The sequence below is a fragment of the Ruegeria sp. AB10 genome (genome assembly GCF_056542745.1).
Map to the genome: position 1 here is coordinate 197,838 of NZ_JBQGAI010000002.1, position 23,041 is coordinate 220,878.

24 protein-coding genes are annotated in these 23,041 nt (G+C 61.3%); 13 read left to right on the forward strand and 11 right to left on the reverse strand.

Annotated elements, in window-relative coordinates; all coding sequences use genetic code 11:
• Positions 1-34 precede the first annotated feature (34 nt).
• A complete protein-coding gene (argS, locus tag ACR0NT_RS05970) occupies positions 35-1,780 on the reverse strand; it encodes an arginine--tRNA ligase (protein WP_170671833.1) in 1,746 nt (581 codons plus the stop codon).
• A 132-nt stretch (positions 1,781-1,912) separates the two neighbouring features.
• Between argS and ACR0NT_RS05975 the strand changes: the two genes are divergently transcribed.
• Entirely contained in the window at positions 1,913-2,464 is a 552-nt protein-coding gene (locus tag ACR0NT_RS05975) for a molybdopterin-binding protein (RefSeq protein WP_170671835.1), read from the forward strand.
• Here the strand turns inward: ACR0NT_RS05975 and ACR0NT_RS05980 are convergent, their stop codons facing one another.
• Positions 2,465-3,607, reverse strand: coding sequence for a deoxyguanosinetriphosphate triphosphohydrolase (locus ACR0NT_RS05980; RefSeq protein WP_170671837.1), 1,143 nt, complete (start codon positions 3,605-3,607; stop codon positions 2,465-2,467). It lies immediately after the preceding gene.
• A 76-nt stretch (positions 3,608-3,683) separates the two neighbouring features.
• Between ACR0NT_RS05980 and ACR0NT_RS05985 the strand changes: the two genes are divergently transcribed.
• The gene (locus ACR0NT_RS05985; RefSeq protein WP_170325221.1) at positions 3,684-4,007 is read left to right on the forward strand and encodes a HesB/IscA family protein; all 324 of its coding nucleotides are present in this window, start codon (positions 3,684-3,686) and stop codon (positions 4,005-4,007) included.
• A 281-nt stretch (positions 4,008-4,288) separates the two neighbouring features.
• Positions 4,289-5,068: an exodeoxyribonuclease III gene (gene xth / locus ACR0NT_RS05990; RefSeq protein WP_170671839.1), complete on the forward strand. Its 780-nt coding sequence runs from the start codon at positions 4,289-4,291 to the stop codon at positions 5,066-5,068.
• A 4-nt stretch (positions 5,069-5,072) separates the two neighbouring features.
• Here xth and ACR0NT_RS05995 read toward each other — a convergent pair whose 3' ends face one another.
• Both ACR0NT_RS05995 and dksA read right to left on the reverse strand, forming a co-directional pair.
• Positions 5,073-6,224, reverse strand: a complete 1,152-nt coding sequence (locus ACR0NT_RS05995; protein ID WP_170671841.1) for an FAD-dependent monooxygenase — start codon at positions 6,222-6,224, stop codon at positions 5,073-5,075.
• A gap of 71 nt (positions 6,225-6,295) precedes the next feature.
• Positions 6,296-6,718, reverse strand: a complete 423-nt coding sequence (gene dksA, locus ACR0NT_RS06000) for an RNA polymerase-binding protein DksA (protein ID WP_170443495.1) — start codon at positions 6,716-6,718, stop codon at positions 6,296-6,298.
• Between the two features lie 371 nt (positions 6,719-7,089).
• On the opposite strand from dksA, the gene ACR0NT_RS06005 reads away from it, so the two are divergent.
• The 5 genes from ACR0NT_RS06005 to ACR0NT_RS06025 all read left to right on the forward strand — a co-directional run bounded on the left by ACR0NT_RS06005 (position 7,090) and on the right by ACR0NT_RS06025 (position 11,224).
• Positions 7,090-7,935 (forward strand): AAA family ATPase, encoded by an 846-nt coding sequence (locus tag ACR0NT_RS06005; RefSeq protein ID WP_170671843.1) that lies wholly within the window; start codon positions 7,090-7,092, stop codon positions 7,933-7,935.
• 116 nt (positions 7,936-8,051) lie between these two features.
• A complete protein-coding gene (locus ACR0NT_RS06010; protein WP_480442735.1) occupies positions 8,052-8,501 on the forward strand; it encodes an N-acetyltransferase family protein in 450 nt (149 codons plus the stop codon).
• Positions 8,498-9,862, forward strand: a complete 1,365-nt coding sequence (locus tag ACR0NT_RS06015) for a DUF2927 domain-containing protein (protein WP_170671845.1) — start codon at positions 8,498-8,500, stop codon at positions 9,860-9,862. Before ACR0NT_RS06010 ends, ACR0NT_RS06015 begins: the two co-directional genes overlap by 4 nt.
• Positions 9,863-9,865: 3 nt before the next feature.
• Entirely contained in the window at positions 9,866-10,036 is a 171-nt protein-coding gene (locus ACR0NT_RS06020; RefSeq protein ID WP_170671847.1) for a hypothetical protein, read from the forward strand.
• Positions 10,037-10,039: 3 nt separating this feature from the next.
• Positions 10,040-11,224, forward strand: a complete 1,185-nt coding sequence (locus tag ACR0NT_RS06025) for a vWA domain-containing protein (protein ID WP_170671849.1) — start codon at positions 10,040-10,042, stop codon at positions 11,222-11,224.
• Positions 11,225-11,242: 18 nt separating this feature from the next.
• Here the strand turns inward: ACR0NT_RS06025 and ACR0NT_RS06030 are convergent, their stop codons facing one another.
• The gene (locus ACR0NT_RS06030; RefSeq protein WP_170671851.1) at positions 11,243-12,046 is read right to left on the reverse strand and encodes a methyltransferase domain-containing protein; all 804 of its coding nucleotides are present in this window, start codon (positions 12,044-12,046) and stop codon (positions 11,243-11,245) included.
• Between the two features lie 150 nt (positions 12,047-12,196).
• Between ACR0NT_RS06030 and ACR0NT_RS06035 the strand changes: the two genes are divergently transcribed.
• Positions 12,197-12,886: a M48 family metallopeptidase gene (locus tag ACR0NT_RS06035; protein ID WP_170671853.1), complete on the forward strand. Its 690-nt coding sequence runs from the start codon at positions 12,197-12,199 to the stop codon at positions 12,884-12,886.
• 70 nt (positions 12,887-12,956) lie between these two features.
• Here ACR0NT_RS06035 and ACR0NT_RS06040 read toward each other — a convergent pair whose 3' ends face one another.
• Genes ACR0NT_RS06040 through ACR0NT_RS06060 form a run of 5 tightly spaced genes read right to left on the reverse strand, consistent with a single transcriptional unit; the run spans position 12,957 to position 18,171 of the window.
• On the reverse strand, positions 12,957-13,499 hold the full coding sequence (locus tag ACR0NT_RS06040; protein WP_170671855.1) for an RSP_2648 family PIN domain-containing protein: 543 nt from the start codon (positions 13,497-13,499) through the stop codon (positions 12,957-12,959).
• A complete protein-coding gene (locus tag ACR0NT_RS06045; protein WP_170671857.1) occupies positions 13,496-14,698 on the reverse strand; it encodes an RSP_2647 family RNA methyltransferase in 1,203 nt (400 codons plus the stop codon). The genes ACR0NT_RS06040 and ACR0NT_RS06045 overlap by 4 nt, the downstream gene beginning before the upstream one ends.
• A gap of 38 nt (positions 14,699-14,736) precedes the next feature.
• Positions 14,737-15,009 carry a hypothetical protein gene (locus tag ACR0NT_RS06050; RefSeq protein ID WP_170443478.1) on the reverse strand — a complete coding sequence of 91 codons (273 nt, stop codon included), beginning with the start codon at positions 15,007-15,009 and terminating at the stop codon, positions 14,737-14,739.
• Positions 14,996-17,785: a [protein-PII] uridylyltransferase family protein gene (locus ACR0NT_RS06055; protein ID WP_170671859.1), complete on the reverse strand. Its 2,790-nt coding sequence runs from the start codon at positions 17,783-17,785 to the stop codon at positions 14,996-14,998. Before ACR0NT_RS06055 ends, ACR0NT_RS06050 begins: the two co-directional genes overlap by 14 nt.
• Positions 17,782-18,171, reverse strand: a complete 390-nt coding sequence (locus ACR0NT_RS06060; protein WP_170671861.1) for a nuclear transport factor 2 family protein — start codon at positions 18,169-18,171, stop codon at positions 17,782-17,784. Before ACR0NT_RS06060 ends, ACR0NT_RS06055 begins: the two co-directional genes overlap by 4 nt.
• Positions 18,172-18,325: 154 nt before the next feature.
• Here ACR0NT_RS06060 and ACR0NT_RS06065 point away from each other — a divergent pair, with 154 nt between their 5' ends.
• The 4 genes from ACR0NT_RS06065 (at position 18,326) to ACR0NT_RS06080 (ending at position 20,540) form a co-directional block, all read left to right on the forward strand.
• Positions 18,326-18,748 (forward strand): DUF2852 domain-containing protein, encoded by a 423-nt coding sequence (locus ACR0NT_RS06065; RefSeq protein ID WP_170443472.1) that lies wholly within the window; start codon positions 18,326-18,328, stop codon positions 18,746-18,748.
• Between the two features lie 65 nt (positions 18,749-18,813).
• Positions 18,814-19,245 carry an RDD family protein gene (locus tag ACR0NT_RS06070; RefSeq protein ID WP_170671863.1) on the forward strand — a complete coding sequence of 144 codons (432 nt, stop codon included), beginning with the start codon at positions 18,814-18,816 and terminating at the stop codon, positions 19,243-19,245.
• Positions 19,246-19,320: 75 nt separating this feature from the next.
• Positions 19,321-20,145, forward strand: coding sequence for an arginyltransferase (locus tag ACR0NT_RS06075; protein ID WP_170671865.1), 825 nt, complete (start codon positions 19,321-19,323; stop codon positions 20,143-20,145).
• 5 nt (positions 20,146-20,150) lie between these two features.
• The gene (locus ACR0NT_RS06080) at positions 20,151-20,540 is read left to right on the forward strand and encodes a VOC family protein (protein WP_170671867.1); all 390 of its coding nucleotides are present in this window, start codon (positions 20,151-20,153) and stop codon (positions 20,538-20,540) included.
• 132 nt (positions 20,541-20,672) lie between these two features.
• Here ACR0NT_RS06080 and ACR0NT_RS06085 read toward each other — a convergent pair whose 3' ends face one another.
• On the reverse strand, positions 20,673-23,027 hold the full coding sequence (locus ACR0NT_RS06085; protein WP_170671869.1) for a TRAP transporter large permease subunit: 2,355 nt from the start codon (positions 23,025-23,027) through the stop codon (positions 20,673-20,675).
• Positions 23,028-23,041 lie beyond the last annotated feature (14 nt).

The following is a 23,041-nucleotide window of genomic DNA, read 5'->3' on the forward strand; positions in this document are numbered from 1 at the left end:
GCCTACCTCGAACCGGTGCTTCGGGCGGTGTTAGTTACCGCATCTCCTGCGCCGGGGTAACGCCAAGAATACCCAAGCCCGCTGAAATCACAACAGAAACAGCCCGGGCCAATGCGATTTTTGACTGGCTTGTGGCAACATCGCCATCCTGAATGAACCGCAATTGCGTCTCATCGTTACCCTTGTTCCACAGAGCGTGGAAATCCCCTGCGAGTTCATACAGGTAGAAGGCAACGCGGTGCGGTTCATTGGTGCGCGCGGCAATCTCGACCAGACGGGGCCATTCGGCCAGTTTCTTGGCCACGGTCAGTTCCGAGGCATGGTCGTTCTTGCTCAGGTCAGCTCCGCCAAGGGTCGCATCATCGGTGGCAATCCCGGCCTCGGCTGCGCGGCGCAGCACGCTCATCACGCGGGCATGGGCGTATTGCACGTAGAACACGGGGTTCTCGCGGCTCTGCTCCAGCACCTTGTCAAAGTCGAAGTCCAGTGGCGCATCGTTCTTGCGGGTCAGCATCACAAACCGGGTCACGTCCGGGCCGACCTGATCGACCACATCGCGCAGGGTGACAAAGTTCCCTGCCCGCTTGGACATCTTGAACGGCTCGCCATTCTTCCACAGCTTCACCAGCTGGGTCAGCTTGATATCCAGCGGCACCTTGCCATCGGACAGAGCCGACACCGCCGCCTTCATCCGTTTGACGTAACCGCCGTGGTCGGCACCAAACACATCGATCAGCGCGTCAAAGCCACGGGTCACCTTGTCATAGTGATAGGCGATATCCGGGGCGAAATAGGTCCAGCTGCCGTCCGATTTCTTGACCGGACGATCCACGTCATCGCCATGCTCGGTCGATTTGAACAAGGTCTGCTCGCGCGGTTCCCAATCCTCGGGCTTCTTGCCCTTTGGCGGCTCCAGCACACCTTCGTAGATCAGGCCCTTCTCGGTCAGTGACTCCAGCGCGGCCTCGATCCTGCCTGTGCCATAGAGCGACTTTTCCGAAAAGAACACATCCATTTCGACGCCCAGCGCCTTCAGGTCAGCGCGGATCAGGTCCATCATCGCATCGGTCGAGAATTCGCGCAGCTCTTCCAGCCACTCGCTTTCCGGCTTGTTGATCAGGCTGTCGCCGTACTTCTCTTTCAGCGCCTCACCGATCGGGATCAGGTAGTCACCCGGATACAGCCCTTCGGCGATCTCGGGGCTCAGCCCGTTGGCCTCGCGATAGCGTTCATAGGCCGAGCGCGCCAGCACATCCACCTGCGCACCGCCGTCGTTGATGTAATACTCACGCGTCACGTCATGGCCGGAATAGGCCAGCAGGCTGGCCAGCGCATCGCCGAACACAGCGCCCCGCGTATGGCCGACATGCAACGGGCCGGTCGGGTTGGCCGAGACGTATTCCACGTTCACCTTCTGCCCATGCCCCATGGTCGAGCGGCCATAGTCCGTGCCCTGCTGCAGCACCGCCGCCAGAACACCTTGCCAAACAGAGGGCGCAAGACGCAGGTTCAGAAACCCCGGTCCGGCCACCTCGGCACTGGTGATCCGGTCATCGGCGGCCAGTTTCCCGGCCAGCACATCGGCAATGTCGCGCGGCTTCATCTTGGCCGGTTTTGCCAGCACCATTGCAGCATTTGTCGCCATATCGCCGTGCGCGGCGTCGCGCGGCGGTTCGACCGCCACGTTGTCAAAGCTCAGCCCCTCGGGCAGCGCGCCTTCGGACTGCATCTGTGCCAGCGCGTCCAGTACAAGGCCGCGTATCTCGGAAAACAGGTTCATTTCGGATGTCCTTTTGCTTGCTCGGCGGTTTACCACGCAAAGCGGCAAGGTCAATGCAAGCGATCAGTTTCCGCTTGGATTAACCGTAAACGGGGCTAAGGTCTCAGGAAATGCCAACCCGGAGACCGTTTCATGCGCCTAGCCCTGCCCCTTGCCATCGCCCTGACCATTTTGTTGCCGGCCTGGGCCGAAATGCCTGCGCCGCAAGGTCACGTTCTGTTGACGCTGGGCGGCGCGGTTACCGAAGCCAACCTGCCAGCCCGGGGCGAGAATGACGGCGGCCTTCTGGGCTATCTCGAAGTCCAGCACGACGGGGCCGCGGGGTTCGACGCCGCCATGCTGGATGGTCTGGACCAGGTCGAGATCACCGTCACCTACGGCCCCGAAGGCAACCAGCGTGACATCGCCTTTTCAGGCCCGCTGCTGTCTGACGTGATGACGATGGCAGGCGCTGCGGGCAAAACCGCAAAGCCGATGGCGCTGGACGGCTATCAGTCAGAAATTCCGTGGCAGAGCATCACGGCGCATCAGCCGATTGTCGCGACCCACGCGGATGGCAGCCCAATGGGGATTGGCGGATATGGCCCCACCATGATCGTCTTCCCTCCGACCGACGATGCGGAACTGGCGCAAGAACAATCTGGCCAACAGGTTTGGGCGCTGGCCTATATCGGGGTCGAGTAACTATTTGCCCGTCAGCCGTTTGTGATCCTGTAAGGCGAAGCGGTCCGTCATGCCGGCGATATAATCCGACACAATCCGGGCCAGTGCCGTTTCGTCCTTTGCGGCCTCGATATCGTGGTGCCAGCGCGCAGGCATCTGCTTGGGATCATTGAGGTATATCGGAAACAACTCCTGCACGACTGCGCTGACTTCGGCGCGCACTTCCATTACGCTGGGGGCCCGATACATCCGGGTGAACAGGAAAGAGCGAATTTCCCTGAGTTGCGCCCACAGGTCGTTCGAGAACTGAACAACCGGATAGCCAAGGTGCCGGATATCTTCGACCGTCTGCGCCCCTGACGCGGCGATCAACCCGCGCGAAGTGTCGATCACATCGGACACCATGACCCCAAACACCCGCCGCAGCGCCTCATGTCGGCGGCGATAGGAGTCGAGACCGGGGTATTTGCGATCCACTTCTGCATAGCAGTCGCCCACAACTGGTAATTGCAGGATTTCATCGTCTGTAAAAAGGTTGGCGCGCAGACCATCCAGCAGATCATGATTGTTGTAGGCGATGTCGTCCGATAGCGCGGCCACCTGCGCTTCGGCACTGGCATGGGTGTGCAGTTCCAGATCGAAGCACTCATTGCACTCGTCCAGAGCCCAGGGCAATTCACCGACGACCGGCCCGTTATGCTTGGCAATGCCCTCAAGACACTCCCAAGTCAGGTTACATCCGTCAAACTCGGCATAATGCCGTTCCAGCTTGGTCACGATCCGAATGGCCTGAGCGTTGTGGTCGAATCCGCCATAGGGCTCCATCAACGCATGCAGAGCGTCCTCACCCGTATGTCCAAATGGTGTGTGCCCCAGGTCATGCGCCAGCGCCACCGCTTCGGTCAGCTCCGGGTTCAGGCCCAACGCCCCGGCAATCGTGCGCGCCACTTGCGCGACTTCGATCGAATGAGTCAAACGGGTGCGATAGCTGTCACCCTCATGCTCAACAAACACCTGCGTCTTGTGTTTGAGCCGCCGAAACGCGCTAGCATGAATGATACGGTCGCGATCACGCTGAAAGCATGACCGAAAACTGCTCTCCTCCTCTGGCACAAGCCGCCCTCTTGCGCGGCCTGGGTCCGAGGCAAAACCCGCTCTGTCCAAAGGTCTTGTCCTTGTCGCCTGTCCTTAGGTTTCATATATTGTACTGCGGTAAGGAAATAAACCTTTGGAGTCCGGCATGAATCTGCCCCCAACAGTCACAGAACGCGCCTTTGACCGCCTGGCCGAGATCGGCGCGGCCGATCAGGGGCAAGCCCTGCGCGTTGCGGTGGAAGGCGGCGGATGTTCCGGTTTTCAATACGAAATCGCGCTGGACGAGCCGAAAGAGGACGACCTTGTACTGGAAGGCAAAGGCCAGAAAGTCATCGTGGATTCAATTTCCCTGCCGTTTCTGGAAAACGCGGTAATCGATTTCACGCAGGAACTGATCGGTGCGCGCTTTGTGATCGAAAACCCAAACGCCACGTCCTCTTGCGGCTGCGGCACGTCTTTTTCGATGTAAGCGCCGGCGGGGGCTTTGCCCCCACACCCCCAGGATATTTTTAGACAGATGAAGCAGGGATCCGCTCTCCGACCTTCCGCCGGAGAGCTTCACCTGTCGCGGTCATCGGCGTCCCCGCCTGTACCGCCCGATCTTCTTCACTCAAAATGGTTAAGAATCCGTTTCTTCATCTGTCCAAAAATATCCCGGAGCGCGAGGCAGAGCCTCGCAACCAAGCCAACCGCCTTGCCGTTGGATTGGTTCTGGGCGATAGGTTGCCATAAGCCACCGGAGGATCGCGCATGAAAATCGCCACGTTCAATATCAACGGCATCAAAGCGCGGGCCGAGGCTCTGCCCCGGTGGCTTGACGACGCGCAGCCGGACGTTGTTCTGCTGCAAGAGATCAAGTCGGTCGACGAGAACTTCCCCCGCGAGGTCTTCGAAGAGCGAGGCTATAACGTCGAAACGCATGGGCAGAAAAGCTTCAACGGCGTGGCGATTTTGTCCAAGCTGCCGCTGGAAGACGTCTCCCGAGGCTTGCCCGGCGATGACGAGGACGAACAGGCGCGCTGGATCGAGGCCACGGTGATTGGCAACCAGGCGCTGCGTATCTGTGGCCTGTACCTGCCCAACGGCAACCCGGCCCCCGGTCCGAAATACGACTACAAACTGGCGTGGATGGAGCGGCTGTATCATCGCGCGCGCGACTTGATGGCCAGCGAAGAACCGGCATTGATGGCAGGTGACTACAATATTATTCCGCAAGCCGAAGACGCGGCCCGCCCGGGTGTTTGGCGCGAAGACGCCCTGTTCCGCCCCGAAAGCCGCGCCGCGTTTCGCAAGATTCTGAACCTCGGGTTCACCGAAGCCTTCCGCGCGCGCACTCAGGGACCCGGTCATTATTCCTTTTGGGACTATCAGGCCGGGGCGTGGAACAAGAATGACGGCATCCGCATCGACCATTTTCTACTGACGCCGCAGGCTGCTGATCGGATGCGTGACTGCCAGATTGACTCAGCGGTGCGCGGGCACGAAAAGCCCTCAGACCACGTGCCGGTATGGGTTGACCTCGACCTTTAACCGATCACGCGGTGGCGTCGTAGCTGTAGATCCACTCGTATTTCTTTGCCAGTTGCGCTCCAACGGCCATCAGCGCCATCTGCGCCGCCAGTCGCATGGGGCCACGCAGGTGAAAGTTACGCGCATTTGCTCCGGCGGCGGCGACCACTTGCCTTGCCCTTGGGCGGCGTTGGGTTTCATAGGCGGCAAGGGCTTGTTTAACCCCCGATTGGTCTTTGAACGCGCGGGCCAGAATCCACGCATCCTCCAGCGCCAGACATGCGCCCTGCGCCATGAAGGGCAGCGTCGGATGCGCGGCATCCCCCAGCAAGGCGAGACGCCCGTTTTGCCAGCTTTGCGCAACGGGGCGCAGGAACAGGGCCCAGAGATGGGTCTCGGTCACCTCGGCCAGAATGTCGCGCACCGGGCCGCCAAAATCAGCGAAACGAGCGCGCAAATCCTTCGGATCGCCTTGCAGACGCCAACCTTCATCCTGCCAGTCCGAGCGCTCCTCGATCGCCACCACATTCATCAGACGTTGGTCGCGCAACGGATAGGTGACCACATGGCGCCCCGGCCCCATGGTCAGCGACGCGCGCGGCATCTCATTATGCTGCGACCAGGGGATCGTTGCGCGCCAGGCGACCTGATGGGTGAACTGAGGCGTCTCGGTGCCGTTCAGGATCGGGCGGATTGTGCTGCGCCCTCCGTCTGCGGCAATGACGCATTCCGACCGCAGCCGCTCGCCGCTGTCCAGCACGACGTCAGCCTCGCTTGGGTATTTGACAACCTGCGTCACCCGCGCGCCCAGCCGGATATCGACACCTGCATCCCGCGCCGCCCGGTGCAACAGGTCCAGAAGATCGGCACGGTGATAGTAATAGGTCGGACCGACGGCGGGTGCGGGAACCCGGCTGATCACACGACCCTTACGGTAATCGCGCAGTATCGTTCCGTGAGAGACCTGCCCGTCCTCGGGCACCTTCCCAACCACACCCAGGGCCCGCAGAACCGCTATACCGTTGGCGCTGATCTGCAACCCAGCACCAACCTCGGTCAGGGCCGGAGCCTGTTCCAGAACCGTAACTCGCGCCCCGCGCTGCCGCAGCGCCAGAGCGGCCGCCAGGCCGCCGATGCCGCCACCGATGACACTGAATTTCAGACCGTCGATATTCATGGCACCGCCTTAACGCAAAAACGCCGAAGCCACAGGCCCCGGCGTTCGAGTTTTCCCGAATTTCCCAGCGATCAATCGTCGCGGTGGACCTTCTCGCGGCGCTCGTGGCGCTCTTGTGCCTCCAGCGTCATGGTTGCGATCGGACGCGCATCCAGACGTTTCAGCGAGATCGGATCGCCCGTCATCTCGCAATAGCCGTACTCACCTTCGTCGATGCGGCGCAGGGCCGAGTCGATCTTGGCCACCAGCTTGCGCTGACGGTCACGGGTGCGCAGCTCAAGCGCGCGGTCGGTTTCCTCGCTCGCGCGGTCAGCAACGTCCGGAATGTTACGGGTGTTGTCCTGCAGCCCTTCGATCGTGTCGCGGCTGCCCGCCAATAGTTCGTTCTTCCAATCCAGCAGCTTGCGACGGAAATACTCAAGCTGACGGTCATTCATGAAAGGCTCATCTTCAGCCGGACGGTAGTCCTCCGACAGAAAAACTTCCTGCTTCATCTTTGCTCCCTCGGTATGGCCAGAAACGTCGGTAGCGGTTGTTTCACCTGACATTTGGCTCTCCCTTCTGCGGAGCGTTTATCTGACGCGCATGGGAATGTCACTACACAAACGCCGTGTTGATTCGTCACGCCTCTGGCCTTGTCTAAATATGAGACATGTAACAACAAAACCTTGTTTTTCTGCGGAATTCGTTGGGCATTTCTGTGGCAAACCACAACCAGCGGGACATCCGATAGCCGCCGAATCAAGCAAAAGGGACCGGAGTCGCGGCGAAGTTCGCGGTTCGGGACGCCGCGGCCCGCTTGTCAAAATCATCGCCTCTCTGTAACCCCAACGGCACAGATCGCGCGAAACCACACGAGGGGCCCATGACCGCACGTTTCCAAGGCACCGCAGAATATGTTGCCACCGATGACCTGACCATTGCGGTAAACGCTGCCGTGACGCTGGAACGCCCCCTGCTGGTCAAGGGTGAGCCCGGAACCGGCAAGACCGAACTGGCCAAACAGGTGGCCGGTGCGCTGGGTCTGAAGATGATCGAGTGGAATGTGAAATCAACCACACGCGCGCAACAGGGTCTGTATGAATATGATGCCGTCAGCCGGTTGCGCGACAGTCAGTTGGGCGATGAGCGCGTGCATGATGTGTCGAATTATATCCGCAAGGGCAAGCTGTGGCAGGCGTTCGATGCCGACGAAAAGGTCGTTCTGCTGATCGATGAGATCGACAAGGCCGATATCGAGTTTCCCAACGACCTGCTGCAGGAGCTCGATAAAATGGAGTTCCACGTCTACGAGACCGGCGAGACGATCCGCGCCAGGCACCGTCCCATCGTGATCATCACCTCGAACAACGAAAAGGAGTTGCCCGATGCGTTCCTGCGCCGCTGCTTCTTCCACTATATCCGCTTCCCGGATGAGGCGACCATGCGCCGGATCGTCGAGGTGCATCACCCCGGCATCAAGGATGCGCTTCTGACCACCGCGCTGACCCAGTTCTATGAAATCCGCGAGACACAGGGGCTGAAGAAGAAGCCTTCGACATCCGAGGTTTTGGACTGGCTGAAGCTGCTGCTGGCCGAGGACCTGACCTCCGAGGACCTCAAACGCGACGGTGCCAATGCCCTGCCCAAGCTGCACGGGGCGCTGCTTAAGAACGAACAGGACGTGCATCTGTTCGAACGTTTGGCCTTTATGGCGCGCGCCAAACGTTGAGGCTATTGAACCTTCGGTGATCGCCGCTTGCCTTGGGCAGATCAGCCTGTCAGCATTGCAGGTGGCGGCCCGGTGCATTCGGGCTATGTAAGACCGGACAAAACGGGGCAATCTGATTGGCTGACACTGTGACCATCCGCGCGTTGCGGTCCGAAGACCGCGCTGAATGGTCCGACATGTGGCGGGACTATCTGGCATTTTATGAAACATCGGTGCCGGATGAGGTCTATGACACCACCTTTACCCGCCTGCTGGGCGACGATCCGCATGATTTCTCGTGCTTTGTTGCCGAGGCCAACGGGCAACTGCTGGGCCTGACCCACTACCTGTTTCACCGCCACGCATGGAAAGTCGAATCCGTCTGCTATCTGCAGGACCTGTTTGCCCGACCCGAGGCACGCGGCACCGGCATCGGGCGGGCCCTGATCCAGGCGGTGTATGACGAGGCCGACCGGCAAGGCGCCCCCTCGGTCTATTGGCTGACGCAGGATTTCAACCACACGGCCCGCAAGCTGTATGACCGCATCGGCAAGCAGACCCCGTTCATCCGGTATCAGCGCCCATGACGCGATGGGCCGCGATCCTTGCCGCCCTGGCGCTGGCGGGCTGCGCGGCGGTAGAGCCGATTGAGGTTCCGACCCGCGTTCAGGCGATTGAAGAAAAACTGCCGCCGGCCAAGTCTTTCACCCGTTCAGCCCCGACGCCCCCTGGCCGCTCGAACGCCAATATCGCGGCCGATTTCGTCTCGTTGCATTTCGCGCTGGAGGGCGGCGCGCAACTGCCGGTGTTCACCCGGTTTGAAGCCCCGATCACCGTGCGTCTGACCGGCGCCCCTACCCCGTCGATGCAGCGCGACCTGACCCGCTTGCTGAACCGCCTGCGCAATGAGGCCGGGATCAACATCAGCCAGGTCTCAAGCGGTGCAGCCAACATCACCGTCGAGGCCGTCAGCCAGGAACAGATCCATGCCATCCTGCCGCAGGCGGCCTGTTTCGTGGTGCCGAATTCCTCAAGCTTCGAGGAATACCGCCGCGACCGGCGGAAACAGAAAAGCAGCTGGTCCCGCCTGCGCAGCCGTGAACGTCTGGGGGTGTTCATCCCCTACGACGTCAGTCCGCAGGAAAAGCGCGACTGCCTGCATGAAGAGATCGCGCAGGCGCTGGGGCCGTTGAACGACCTCTATCACCTGCCGGATTCAGTGTTCAACGACGACAACATTCACACCGTTCTGACCGGGTTCGACATGCTGATCCTGCGCACGGCCTATGCGCCCGAATTGCGCAGCGGCATGACCCGCGAACAGGTCGAAGCCGCCCTGCCCGGCATTCTCAGCCGCCTGAACCCGCGCGGAGACGCCCTGCCCACGCAACCGGTTTCCGATACACCGCGCGAATGGATCAATGCGATTCAGAAATCTCTGCGGCCGACACGCGGGGCACAGAGACGTCTGAAAGACGCCCAAAAGGCCGCCCGGATCGGGCAGGAACAGGGATGGACGGACCACCGCCGCGCCTATCCGTACTACGTGATGGGCCGCATGGAGCAGTTCGACAACCCGCAAGAGGCATTGCGCAACTACCAGACGGCCCTTCAGTTCCTGCGCACCACCCCCGGCACCGAGGTGCATCAGGCCTATATCACCACCCAGACCGCCGCCTATGCGCTGGCGCAAGGCAAAGGACCCGAGGTTCTGCCCGAGCTGAACAAGGCCATCGATGTGATGACGCGCGCCGAAAATGCCTCGCAACTGGCGACGCTGCTGCTGTTGAAATCCGAGGCGCTCAACCAGGCGGGCCGGACCGCTCAGGCACGTTCCGTCAGGCTGGACAGTCTTGGGTGGGCGCGCTACGGGTTCGGCTCGGAGACGGTGGCCCGGTCGCTGATGCAGGACGTTGCGGAAGGGCCCCCCAACAACAGGGGCGGATAACGCATGGTCGTGGTTTTGGGAATGGCGGTACTGGGGGCAATCCTTGGGGCGCTGACGGCACGCAAACGCAACGGTAACGGCGCCGACATGGCCCAATACGCTGCCGGCTATGGCATCGCCTTTGCGCTGGTCGGGCTGGTGTTGTCGCTGATCCTTGTCAGGTTTGTAGGGTAAGCGATGTTCCTGCCCTTTTTCGAAAACCTCCGCAAAGCTGGCATTCCCGTATCCTTGCGCGAATACCTGACCTTTCTGGAGGGCATGAAAAAGGGTCTGGCCACCTATGATGTCGAGGCGTTCTACTACCTCGCCCGCGTCTCGATGGTGAAGGACGAGCGCAACATCGACAAGTTCGACCGCGCCTTTGCCGCCAGTTTCGAGGGCCTGAACGAGATCAGCTTTGATCAGGTGCTTGAAGCGGTGGATATTCCCGCCGAATGGCTTGAGAAGATGGCCGAAAAGCACCTCAGCGCCGAAGAAAAGGCCGAGATCGAGGCGCTTGGCGGATTCGACAAGCTTATGGAGACGCTGCGCGAGCGTCTGAAAGATCAGCAGGGTCGCCATCAGGGCGGCAACAAGTGGATCGGCACCGCCGGGACCTCGCCCTTCGGGGCCTATGGCTATAACCCCGAAGGCGTGCGTATCGGCCAGAAGGAAAGCCGCCATCAGCGCGCGGTCAAGGTCTGGGACAAGCGCGAATTCAAGAACCTGGACGACACGGTTGAACTGGGCACCCGCAACATCAAGGTCGCCCTGAAACGCCTGCGCCGCTGGGCGCGTGAGGGTGCAGCCGAGGAGCTGGATCTGGACGGCACCATCCGCGCCACCGCCGAGCACGGCTATCTGGATGTCAAAACCCGCCCCGAGCGTCACAACGCGGTCAAGGTGCTGCTGTTCCTCGACGTGGGTGGATCAATGGACCCGCATATCAAGGTGGTAGAAGAGCTGTTCTCGGCCGCGCGGACCGAGTTCAAGCATCTGGAATATTACTATTTCCACAATTGCCTCTATGAAGGCGTCTGGCGCGACAACCGCCGCCGCTGGGATCAGCAGACCCCGACGCATGAGGTGCTGCGGACCTATGGCTCGGATTACAAGTGCATCTTCGTCGGCGACGCCTCGATGAGCCCGTATGAGATCGCCTATCCCGGCGGTGCCAACGAGCACTGGAACAAAGAGGCCGGACAGGTCTGGCTGCAACGTGCGCGCGAACAATGGCCATCGAACCTGTGGATCAACCCGGTGCCCGAGAAATACTGGGGTTACACCCATTCCATCGGCATGATTCAGGAGGTTTTCGAAAACCGCATGGTGCCGATGACACTGGCCGGGCTGGAACAGGGGATGCGGGACCTGACCCGGTAACGCGACCCGCGCCGGGGGTTAGGGCTTGTATGCGATCTGACTGACATAGGACATGAATCCGAAGAAGGTGTTTTTGTCCACCCGGTCCCGCGCCTCCTTCTTCAGCGCGGCTGCGGTCTCAGACCCCAACATCCCCTCTTCGAACATCCGGTCGGCGCCCCGGTCGATGACCGTCAGAAAATAGGCCGCATCGCCCTCAGCCACGTAACTGTGCCCCTGCCGCGCCCCTAGCCGGAATCCAAATTCGTCCAGCAACCCCGAGATCTGACGCATGATCCACAGATTGGTGACGTTCTGGTTGATCATAAAGCGGACAAGCTGATCCAGCGGGTCATAGTCGGCAATCTGGGCTGTTGCGGTATCGTAATCCCCGTCGCAAATCGCCAACACACCACCCGGTTTCAGCAACCGGTGGGCCTCGGCCAGAACCTCCCGCGGCTGGGGCACATGGCACAGCAAGGTATGCATCAGGATCATGTCGAACGACTCGTCAAGGAAACCGGTGTTCTTGGCATCGCCAATTTCGAAGCTGAGCTGCGGATTGTCAGAAAACTGTTCCGTTGCGCGGGCGACCATGACCGGAGACGGCTCGATCCCAATGGCTGAGGTCGCCCCAGCCAGATGCAACAGGTCCTCGGTCACATGCCCGGTCCCCGACCCCATCTCAAGCGCCTTTGCCTCTGCCGAAAGGTTGATATCGGCAAGATAGGCCCGCCTGATCGCCTTTTGCGCCGGTTCAAGACAGCGTGCCTCCATCGCGTCGGCGATGCGTTCCTGCATGTGTTTCTGTTGCGCGGCGAGATCGGAATAAGGATCGGACAAAGGACGGCTCCTGATTAAATGTCCCTATCATACCTCACATTGGGGAAATGCTCACCTGCCGCGCCCTGTGTGGCGGCGAAACCCGAGCGTGCCGGACTGAATACGCAGATTTGTGTTGCTCTGTCGTGCTGGCCAACCCATATCTAACCCATGCTTCGCCTGACCCCAATCCTGCTGGCCATCGCCTATGCCGTCGTGATGTATCGGATTTCCGTCTGGCGCACCCATCGGGAACTGGATGCGAAATCGACTGAACTGGCCGATCCGGCGCTGAAACGCATGACCGATCGGCTGGCGGCCGCGTTGGAGATCGACCGGGTGCCCGTCTATATCTATGAGATTGATCCGGTAAACGGGTTGGCAGCCCCGGACGGGCGGATATTCATCACCCGCGGGTTTTATCGCAAGTTCCGTAACGGAGAAGTCTCGGCCGACGAAATGGCCAGCGTGATCGCACATGAATTGGGGCATGTGGCCTTGGGGCACGCGCGGCGGCGGATGATTGATTTTTCCGGCCAAAACGCGTTGCGGGCGGCGTTGATGATGCTGTTTGCCCGGTTCATTCCCTTTATCGGCGCGTGGATTGCCAACATGCTGACGCATCTTCTCGCCTCACGCCTGTCACGTGGGGATGAGTATGAGGCCGATGAATACGCCGCCGCTTTGTTGACCAAGGCTGGCATCGGGATCGGGCCGCAAAAATCCCTGTTTCACAAGCTGGAAGGCCTGACCCAGCAACGCGCCGGTGTGGTTCCGGCTTGGTTGATGAGCCATCCGAATACCGATGAGCGGATCGCCGCGCTGGAAGCGCTTGAGCGGCGTTGGGGCGCGGGCGGATAGGTTTGGATGCGAGGGGCCAGCCCCTCACACACCCCGGGATATTTTTAGACAGATGAAGAGCGGATCCGGTTCAGGTTGTGAGGGCTTTGCCGAGCCTTGGCAGGCGGGCTTTTTTCATCAGGGCGCGCAGGGTCCATTGATCGCCCGAAAGGCGGTTGGCCTCGGCCAGGACACGTTGGGCGGCGTCCGACAGCCCTTTGGGATCGGTTTGCCAGAAACCGTGCAGCAGCGCGTCGGGGTCTTGGCGGGTCAGGCCCTCTTCCGACAGGATGTTGCGGGGGAAATCCTTGGCGTTCACGGTGACGATGACATCCGCCGAGGCCGTAAGGGCCGTTGCGAGAACATGAATGTCGGCGCTGTCGGGCAGCCAGAGACGCTGTTCGACGCCCGGTTGGGCCGCGCGCTCTGCGTCTGGCCAATGTGCTTGCGTCAGGGCGATTTCGGCACGGGCCTGCGCCTCACCATCCGGGCCAAGTTTGCGGGCGGCGCGGGCCCATTCTTCGAGGATTCGGGCGGACCAAATGGGCTGGAAATGGCCGCGCTTGGCCGCACCCAGCAGCATCTCTCGCATCACTGTGGGGTAAATGACGCAGGTATCCAGAACGGCTTTCACAGCCGATAGAACACGGCTTTGAGATAGCCGCTTTCGGCAAGTTGCGGCAGTTGCGGATGGTCGGATCCAGCAAAGCCGGTATGGATCAACTGCGCCTGTCGCCCTGCCCGGCCAATGCCCCGCGAAGACGCATCACGGAACCGGCCCAGATCTGCCGCATGGGAACAGGAGCACAGGCCGAGATAGCCGCCGGGTTTCACCAGCGGCGCCGCCAAACGTGCGATACGTTCATAGGCGCGAAGCCCAGCGTCCAGCGCCTGTTTCGAGGGCGCAAAGGCGGGTGGGTCGCAGATGACGACGTCGAATTGCGCACTCTCTTCGCCCAGTTGGGTGAGCACGTCGAACGCATCGCCCTGTCGGATTGCGAAGCGATCAGCGCAACCCGAGGCCTGCGCACCCTGCGCGGCCAGATCGAGGGCGGCGGCGGATCCGTCGACGGACAGGGCCTGCCCCGCCCCTCCGGCCAGCATCGCCAATCCGAACCCTCCCACGTGGCTGAATACGTCCAGCACTTTTGCGCCCGGCTGTGCCAGCCGCGCGGCGAATGCATGGTTGGGGCGCTGGTCGTAGAACAGGCCGGTTTTCTGTCCGCCGGTCAGGTCGGCCATATAGGTGGCCCCGTTCATCGGAACCGGCAGGGGCGCATCGGGCGCGGTACCGCGCAGGGTTTGATTTTCGTCATCCAGCCCTTCCAAGCCCCGCGTGCGGCCCGAGGCGTTTTTCAGCACGGTCGTAACCCCGGCGACGCGGACCAGAGCATCAGTCAACGTGTCCAGATGCGCCTCGGCCCAGGCGGCGTTGGGCTGGATGACGCAAGCGTCTCCGAACCGGTCGATAATCACGCCGGGGAAACCGTCCGCTTCGGCGTGGATCAGGCGGTAGTACGGCGCGTCGAATAGGCGCTCGCGCATGTCCAACGCGCGGCGCAGGCGGGTTTCGAACCATTCTGCGTTCAGCTCGGCATCCAGATCGCGATCCAGAACACGGCACATGATCTTGGACTCGGGGTTCACTGCGACCAAAGCAATAGGCGCGCGCTTTTCATCCTCGAGCACGGCCAACGCACCAGCCGGGATTTTGCGCGTGCGGCGGTCGGTGACGATGTCATTGGCATAGACCCACGGGAAGCCATGGCGCAGACCGCGCGCGTTGGCTTTGGGTTTCAGTCGGATACGGGGGCGGTCAGTGGCTTGGGTCATGACGCCCTCATAGTGGTGAACACGTCGGGGGGAAAGCCCTAGCGAGGCCGGGATCGCCAGCCACCACGCCGTTTTGGTGCCTGCGCCGATTGCAGCCCTTCGGCCAGCACCTGAGTCATCGGGTGATCAGCCTCTTGCGCGGCGTAGACCGCGTGCAGCTCGGTCAGGGCCTGCTTTTGGTCGCGCTCGGCCGGCAGGCTCAGCGCCCAGTCCAGAAAGATGCTGCGGCATTCGGGCAGCGTGATGCCGTCGATGCGATAAGCCTCTCGGATCAGGCCCTTGTGATCATTCGGATCGTCACTGCGCGGCATCTTTCCCCTCCTCTATCACGCTGCCGATGATCTCGGCGGCGGTGGTATACCCGTCCTGCAAGGCGGCCTGAAGCTGTTCGACCTGTTCGAACCCGGTAGCGCGGCACAGGAAGGCCGCGCCGCCCTCGCCGATCTTGTCGGCCTCGATCACCTTGCCCGACAGCAGCCGGGCCGCGCATTGCACCGACCAGCATAGATCGTAGCAGTCCCTGAGCGTCTGTGCCTGAGCGACGTCCAGCAAACCGACAGCGACAGCCCCCTGCAGCCCGGACTGCACGTCGCGCTGCGCAACGCCCGACAGCAACGCCCCGGTTTCGGCCACCAGTTCGATATCCATCATCCGGCCCGGACCGTTCTTGGCATCCCATATCCCGGCCGGAGTTTTGGCCGCCGCCAGACGGACGCGCATCTCGGCCACCTGGCCCAGGACTTTTTCACGGTCTTCGGGCTGTTTCAGAAAATCAGCGCGGAAGGTCTCGATATCCTGTGCCAGCCCTGCGTCTCCGGCCACCACGCGGGCGCGGGTCAGGGCCAGATGCTCCCACACCCAGGCTTCGTTCTGCTGATAGTTGGTGAAGCTGGCCCAACTGGTCGCCACCGGCCCCTGATTGCCCGAGGGGCGCAGGCGCATGTCGACCTCATAAAGCCGCCCTTGCGACATCGGCGCCGACAGCGCCGTGATCAGCGCCTGCGTGAACCGGGCGTAATAGGTGCGCGTGGCCAGAGGGCGCGGACCGTCGGACATGTCCTGATCTTGCGGGTCGTAGATCACGATCATGTCGAGATCGGACTGCGAGTTGATCCGCCCTGCCCCGATCGAGCCCATACCCAACACCGCTGCGCCACGTCCTGGCGCGGGGCCGTGTTTCTTGGCGAATTGTTCGACGACACAGGGCAGGATCGCGGCGATCACTGCGCTGGCCAGTTCGGCATATTGCTGCCCGGCCTGCGATCCGTCGATCAACCCGCGCAGGTGGTGAACCCCGATGCGAAAATGCCATTCCTTGCACCAGCGGCGGGCGTAATCCAGCTGCGTTTCATAGTCCGCCTCCTGCTGTAACGCCTGTGACAGTTCGGCCTGCAAGATTGCCTGCCCCGGCCAGTCATTGAAGAAACTGCCGCCAATCACGGCGTCAAACACGGCGGCATTGCGTGACAGATGCCCGGCCAGCGCGTGCGACGTCCCCACGATGTCCACCAACAGGTCGATCAGGTGCGGGTTGGCGTCGAACAGGGAAAACAGCTGCACCCCGGCGGGCAGACCTGACAGGAACCCGTCCAGCGCCAGCAGTGCCTCATCCGGTTTTGCTGTTTTCGACAGGCGCGACAGCAGTTCGGGCTTGAGCCGCTCGAAAATCCGCGCGCCCCGCTGCGAGCGCAGCGCCGGATAGGTGGGCCATCGCGCCAGAACGCTTTGGTCGAATTCAGCCTCTTTGGCCGGAGTCGGGGTCGAGGAGCCGGGCGCGAAGAACCCTTCGGTCAACTCATGTACCTCGGTCAGGCGGTGGGTCAACTCGGCGGTCAGCGCGGTGCTGTCGATGCCCATCAGACAAGCGACGCGGTCGATCCCGTCCTGCGATTGAGGCACCTTATGGGTCTGCGAGTCGTGGACCATCTGAATGCGATGCTCGACCTCGCGATGGGCGCGGTAATGGTCGGTCAGCTTGTTGGCGACCTCGTGCGGGACCCAGCCTTTCCCGGCCAGCGCAGCTAATCCGGGCACCGTGCCGCGCACCCGCAGATCGGGGTCGCGCCCCCCTGCGATCAGTTGACGGGTCTGGGTGAAGAACTCGATCTCACGGATGCCACCCTGCCCCAGCTTCATGTCATGGCCCGGAACGGTCAGCGCCCCCCCAGTGCCCTTGTTCTCGCGAATGCGCAGGCGCATGTCGTGAGCGTCCTGGATGGCGGCAAAATCCAGATGCCGACGCCACACGAAGGGGCGCAGCGTATCCAGAAAGCGTTGGCCCGCCGCCAGATCGCCCGCGCAAGGGCGTGCCTTGATATAAGCGGCGCGTTCCCAGGTGCGGCCAAGGCTTTCATAATACCGCTCGGCCGCCTCAGCCGCCATGCAGACCGGAGTCACGGCAGGATCGGGGCGCAGGCGCAGGTCGGTGCGGAAGACATAGCCATCAGCGGTCTTGTCGCTGAGCGTGGCGCAGAAGTTGCGCGTCGCCCGCACCATGCCTTGCCGTGCGTCGTAGAAATCATCCGGGTCAAAGCGGGTTTCATCGAACAGCACGATCAGGTCGATATCCGAGCTGTAGTTCAGCTCATGCGCACCCATCTTACCCATCGCCAGAATGATCATCCCGGCGGCGGTCTCGACGTCATCCGGTCCCATGCCGGGCAGCTTCCCACGCCGGATCAGTGCCGCGATCTCGGCCTTGGCGGCCACATCCGCCGCCAGCGCCCCAAAATCCGTCAGCGCCGCCGTGACCTTCTCCAACGGCCACGCCCCAGCCAGATCGGCCAGCGCGGTCAGCAGCGCCATTTGCCGTTTCGCCTGCCGCAGGCCCGGTTTCAATTGATCCGGCGGCAGAGCTTTTGCCGCAGCCATGACATCAGCCAGCGCCTGATCCGGTTGCTGCAAGGCCTGCGGCAACCACTCACGTTCGCGCTCGATCAGACCTTTCAGATAGGGGCTGGATCCGGCCGCCCCGGCGATCAGTTCCCCCTGTTCGGGCGTGAGGCCGGAAACTGCATTCAGCGCCTCATCACCCAACGCGGCATCAAAGGCACGCGGGACACGGTGGATGGTCAGCGGGCCGGTCATTGCGCCTCCAACGGGGTATCCTGGCTGAAACTGTTGACCCAGACGTCCAGGCGGCGCTCCCACAGAGAGGAGATCAGCATTGCCTCCCATCCCTCTGATCCGGGGCGCTGATAATCCGCGCGATAGGTCAGTAACACGATGTCCGGGGTCAGAATCCGCAATTTCGTCTCGCTCAGCTCATACCGGGCCATGGTCGGCGCATCGGCAAATTGCCCGACATGATCATCCCGATTGGCAAAACCGGTGGGGTACACCCCCAGGAAATCCGCGCTCAGCAGCGCCCGGTCGGCCGAGGCATTGCCATCAACCAATGCAGCCCAGACCTGCTTTTCCAAAGTGAGAATTTCGTCCAGCGCCGGAGGGGTCGTGTCGTCAGTATTTTGCATCTGCGAAACCTGCGCCTGATCCGGGGTGAGGTCAACCGAAGAACGCGTCGGCACACCCAATGTAAATCTTTTTCACATCGGTCCCTTGCAACAGGCCGCACGCTCCCCATCTTAACAATGTGAAAACAATTTACATCAACCCCGGAGACCACAAATGACTGCACTTTCCGACCACGCCGTCCCTGAAAACCCGGGATGGCTTTCCCGAGCCGAAGCCTGGATGGATGACAAGGGCAAAGGGGCCTGGATCGCCGCCATGGTCCTTGGGTTCATCTTCTTCTGGCCCGTTGGCCTCGCCCTTTTGGCCTACATGATCTGGAGCAAACGCATGTTCAGCAAATCCTGCAGCCGCCGCAAATCCTGGCACAGCCACATGAGCGCCATGAAACCCTCGGGCAACAGCGCGTTTGATGCCTACAAGGCTGACACCCTGGCGCGGCTGGAGCGCGAGCAGCAAGATTTCGAGGCCTTCCTGCGTCGCCTGCGCGAAGCCAAGGACAAGGCCGAGTTCGACCAGTTCATGGACGAACGTGCCCGCGAAAACCGCGATGAGGCCGAAAACGGCGAGCGCGCCTGATCCAACCTTGCCCTGTCCTGCATTTCGGGACAGGGTCCCCCCATCAACGACGCGGATTACATTGAATGACCCACCTGCCCGATCCAGACAGCCAACCCGAATTCTATCAGTCGGTGGCAACCAAACGCTTTGTCGCATGGCTCTTTGACATCGCCTTAATCTCGCTTCTGTGCATCGTGCCGGTTTTCCTGACACTCGGCGCGGGGCTGTTCTTTCTGCCGCTGATCTACGGCGTCATCAGTTTCGTTTACCGCGTCGTCACAATTGCCAACGGATCGGCAACGCTGGGGATGCGTTTCATGGGTATCGAATTGCGCGACGCCTTTGGCGCCCGGATGGATACGGGCAAGGCCGTGGCCCATACCGCAGGGTATTTTGTCAGCATGGCGTTCTTTGTGGTCCAGATCATCTCGGTCATCATGATGCTGACCAGCGCGCGTTGTCAGGGCCTGACCGATGCGTTCCTGGGCACCGTCATGATCAACCAACGGGCATAATGATCAGCCAATTGAATCACTTGGCGGCTCAGGGAACCGTTGTTATCATCCTATCTCAGGAAACACGGAACCTTCATGCGACACACGCTGCCAATCGCGCCGCAATTCTATGTGACGGCCCCCCAGCCCTGCCCCTACCTTGAGGGCAGGATGGAGCGTAAGCTGTTCACCGCCCTACAGGGCGAAGGCGCCGATCAGCTGAACAATTCCCTGTCGCAACAAGGGTTTCGCCGGTCGCAGAACGTACTCTACCGTCCCTCCTGCACCGATTGCTCCGCCTGCCTGTCCGCCCGGATCGACGTTTCGGCCTTTCGCCCGAGCAAAAGCCAGAAACGCGCCGCCAAGCGCAACGCCTACCTGCGCCGCCGGGCAAATTCGCCTTGGGCAACGGATGAACAATACGAATTGTTCCGCCGCTATCTGGATACCCGCCACGCCGATGGCGGCATGGCTGACATGGACGTGTTCGAGTTCGCTGCAATGATCGAGGAAACCCCGATCCGCAGCCGCGTGGTGGAATACGCCGACCCCGAAACCGGAAACCTGATCGCCGTCAGCCTGACCGACGTTTTGGATGACGGGCTGAGCATGGTCTACTCCTTCTATGACCCGGAACAGCCGCAAAACTCTCTGGGTACCTACATGATCCTCGACCACATCGATATCGCGCGCGAGGCCGGACTGCCTTACGTCTATCTCGGCTATTGGGTGCCCGGCAGCCCCAAGATGGGATACAAGGCGCGCTTTTCCGGCCTCGAGGCCTACATGCAGGGCAACTGGAACCGCGTCGACAATCCGGCTGCACTGGCGGACGCCAGCCATCACCCCTTGTCCACGGCCCCGATCGCCGAACAGGTCGCGGGCATCCAACTGCCCGACCGCCACCCGACCAAGGGCTGACCCCCATGCGCCAGAGCCTTTTTGCCGTCACCCTTGTGGTGCCGGATTACGATGCCGCCATCGCGTTCTACACCGGGACACTGAGCTTCAGCCTGGCACAGGACATTGATCTGGGCGATGGTAAGCGCTGGGTGCTGGTGACGCCTCCGGGCTCAGCCGGTGCCTCACTGTTGCTGGCCCGGGCTGACGGCCCGAACCAGATCGCCGCCGTCGGTAACCAGACCGGAGGCCGCGTCGGCTTCTTTCTGCAAACCGATGACTTCGACCGCGACCACCGCGAAATGCACGCCAGAGGGGTCCATTTCGAAGAAGACCCAAGACACGAACCCTATGGCAAAGTCGCCGTGTGGCGCGACCCGTTCGGAAATCGCTGGGACCTGATCCAGTTCACCTGATCCGCTTTTCATCTGGCCAAAAATATCTCGGGGTTGAATTGGCCGCAGGCCAAGAAGGGGCTGGCCCCTTCCCCAAGGCACCAAAGCAAAGGGGGCCATACGGCCCCCTTTTCCATTTGGTCATGCAACAGATCATTTCGGGATCAGATCCGGCACAATGGTCACAATCGACGGGAAGAACCACAGGATCGCAATCCCCACCACCTGAATGATCACAAAGGGCACGATGCCGCGGTAAATATGCCCCGTCGTCACCTCTTTCGGCGCAACGCCCCGCAAGTAGAACAGCGCAAAGCCGAACGGTGGCGTCAGGAACGAGGTCTGCAGGTTCACCGCCACCATGATCGTCACCCATTTCGGATCAAACGACCCGCCATAGATCACCGGGCCCACGATGGGGATCACGATGTAGATGATCTCAAGGAAATCCAGCACGAAGCCCAGGAAGAACAGCACCAGCATCACGATCAGGAAGACCGTGAACTCGTTGTCAAAACTCTTGAGGAATTGCTGGATATAGTGCTCACCGCCGAACGAGATCACCACAAGGTTCAACAGCTGCGACCCGATCAGGATGGTAAAGACCATCGAGGTCACCTTGGCCGTCTCGCGCACCACAGGGGTCAGAACCCCGCTGGAGAACAGGACCCAGCAGGCGTAGATCAGGCCGAACAGCGCATACAGATACGCCGCATAAGCCAGAACAAACGCAATCCAGGTCTCGACCGTGACGCTACCCTGATTGACGCGCAGATCGAAGTTCACGCCCAGAACCAGGCAGATGATGACGGCAAAGGTCGACCAGATGATCACCTTGCCCGAACGTTCCTGATCCTGCAGCTTGCGATAGGCCGCCAGCATGATCGCTCCGCCCGCCCCCAGCGCAGCCGCCGGTGTCGGGTTGGTGACGCCTCCGAGGATCGAGCCGAGCACCGCGATGATCAGAACCAGCGGCGGAAAGACCACCCGGATCAGGTCATTGGTTGAACATCGGATCGCGGCCTCCTTGGCCCCATAGATCGCCAGTGCAAACGGCAGCGCCAGCAACAGGAACGTGGCACCGGATGAGGTTGTCGGCGCGATCAGCACCAAATCCACCAGCAGCATCAGCAACAGACCAATGGTCCCGAGGATCAGCGGCTGCGGCGATTTCGACGGTGCGATACCGCGCCCCATCAGCAAGGTCAGACCCAGCAGCACCACAACCACGGCGACGCCATTGCCAATCGGAGCAGCCGCCGCAATCTTGGCTTCCTTCGCTGCGGCCAGTTCTTCCTCGTTCAGGCGGGTGGATGCTGCCGCTCCACCAGCGGCGTCAATGGCTTCTTGCTCGGCCACGGCCTGATCCCAGGCGGACTGACCATGCAGTTCGATCATCGATGCCTGACACTCTGCGGACACGTTGGTCCGAAGCGATGCTCCCTCACCGATATCCGAAAAGGCGGACACGTTGATGTTCTGGCTGCCAATCACACCCGCACTGCCCAGCATGACCACGCCGACGATCAGCGCGACCGGCGCACCCAACAGCCAAGTCAGGCCTTCGGCGCGGGTGATCGGCTCACCACTGCCGCCCGAAATCTCGACCGCCGGGGCCTTTTCGGGGTTCAGCAACGCATAACCAAACGCATAGAGCGCATAGAGCAAGGCCAGCATGATCCCCGGCAGCAGCGCCGCCTGAAACAGCGTACCCACCGAGACCACAGCAGGCTCACCCAAATAGGTCAGCGCATCGGTACATCCGGCATCAACCGCACGGGTTTCCTGCGCGGTGGAATAGAGGTCTCCGGCCAGCGTACCCAGCAGAACGATCACGATCGAGGGCGGAATGATCTGCCCCAGCGTACCCGAGGCCGCGATTACACCGGTCGCCAGCTCCGGCGAATAGTTGTTTCGCAGCATGGTTGGCAGCGCCAGCAAGCCCATGGTCACCACGGTCGCGCCGACGATCCCGGTCGAGGCCGCCAGAAACGCCCCCACAACCACGATCGAAACGGCCAGACCGCCCGGCAGCGGGCCAAAGACACGCGCCATCGTGGTCAGCAGATCGTTTGCGATCTTCGAGCGTTCCAGCGTGATGCCCATCAGGACGAACATCAGAACGGCCAGCAGGGTCTCGATGGATTGACCGGCCAGAACACGCTCGTTGATACGGTTCACGATGAACGAAACATTGCGGTCCAGCGCGGTTTCCCAGCCCTGCACAAAGACCGGTTCGGCGATCCTGGGTAAGTCCGGGTATCGGAACGTGGACACGGTATCGGGTTTGACCCCGGAATTGACCAGATCCCGATAGGCTTGAGATCCGGTATCAATCGCCTGATGGATCAGCAGACCGGCACTGTCCAGCGCCGCGATGATCCCGAAGGAAATGATACCCGCGCCGCCAATGGCAAACGCCACCGGGAAACCGGAAAGGATGCCCCCGAAAAGGCATAGAAATACGATAATGAGGCCTATCTCGACGCCATCAAGCCCGAATAGCATTGTCTTGGTCTCCG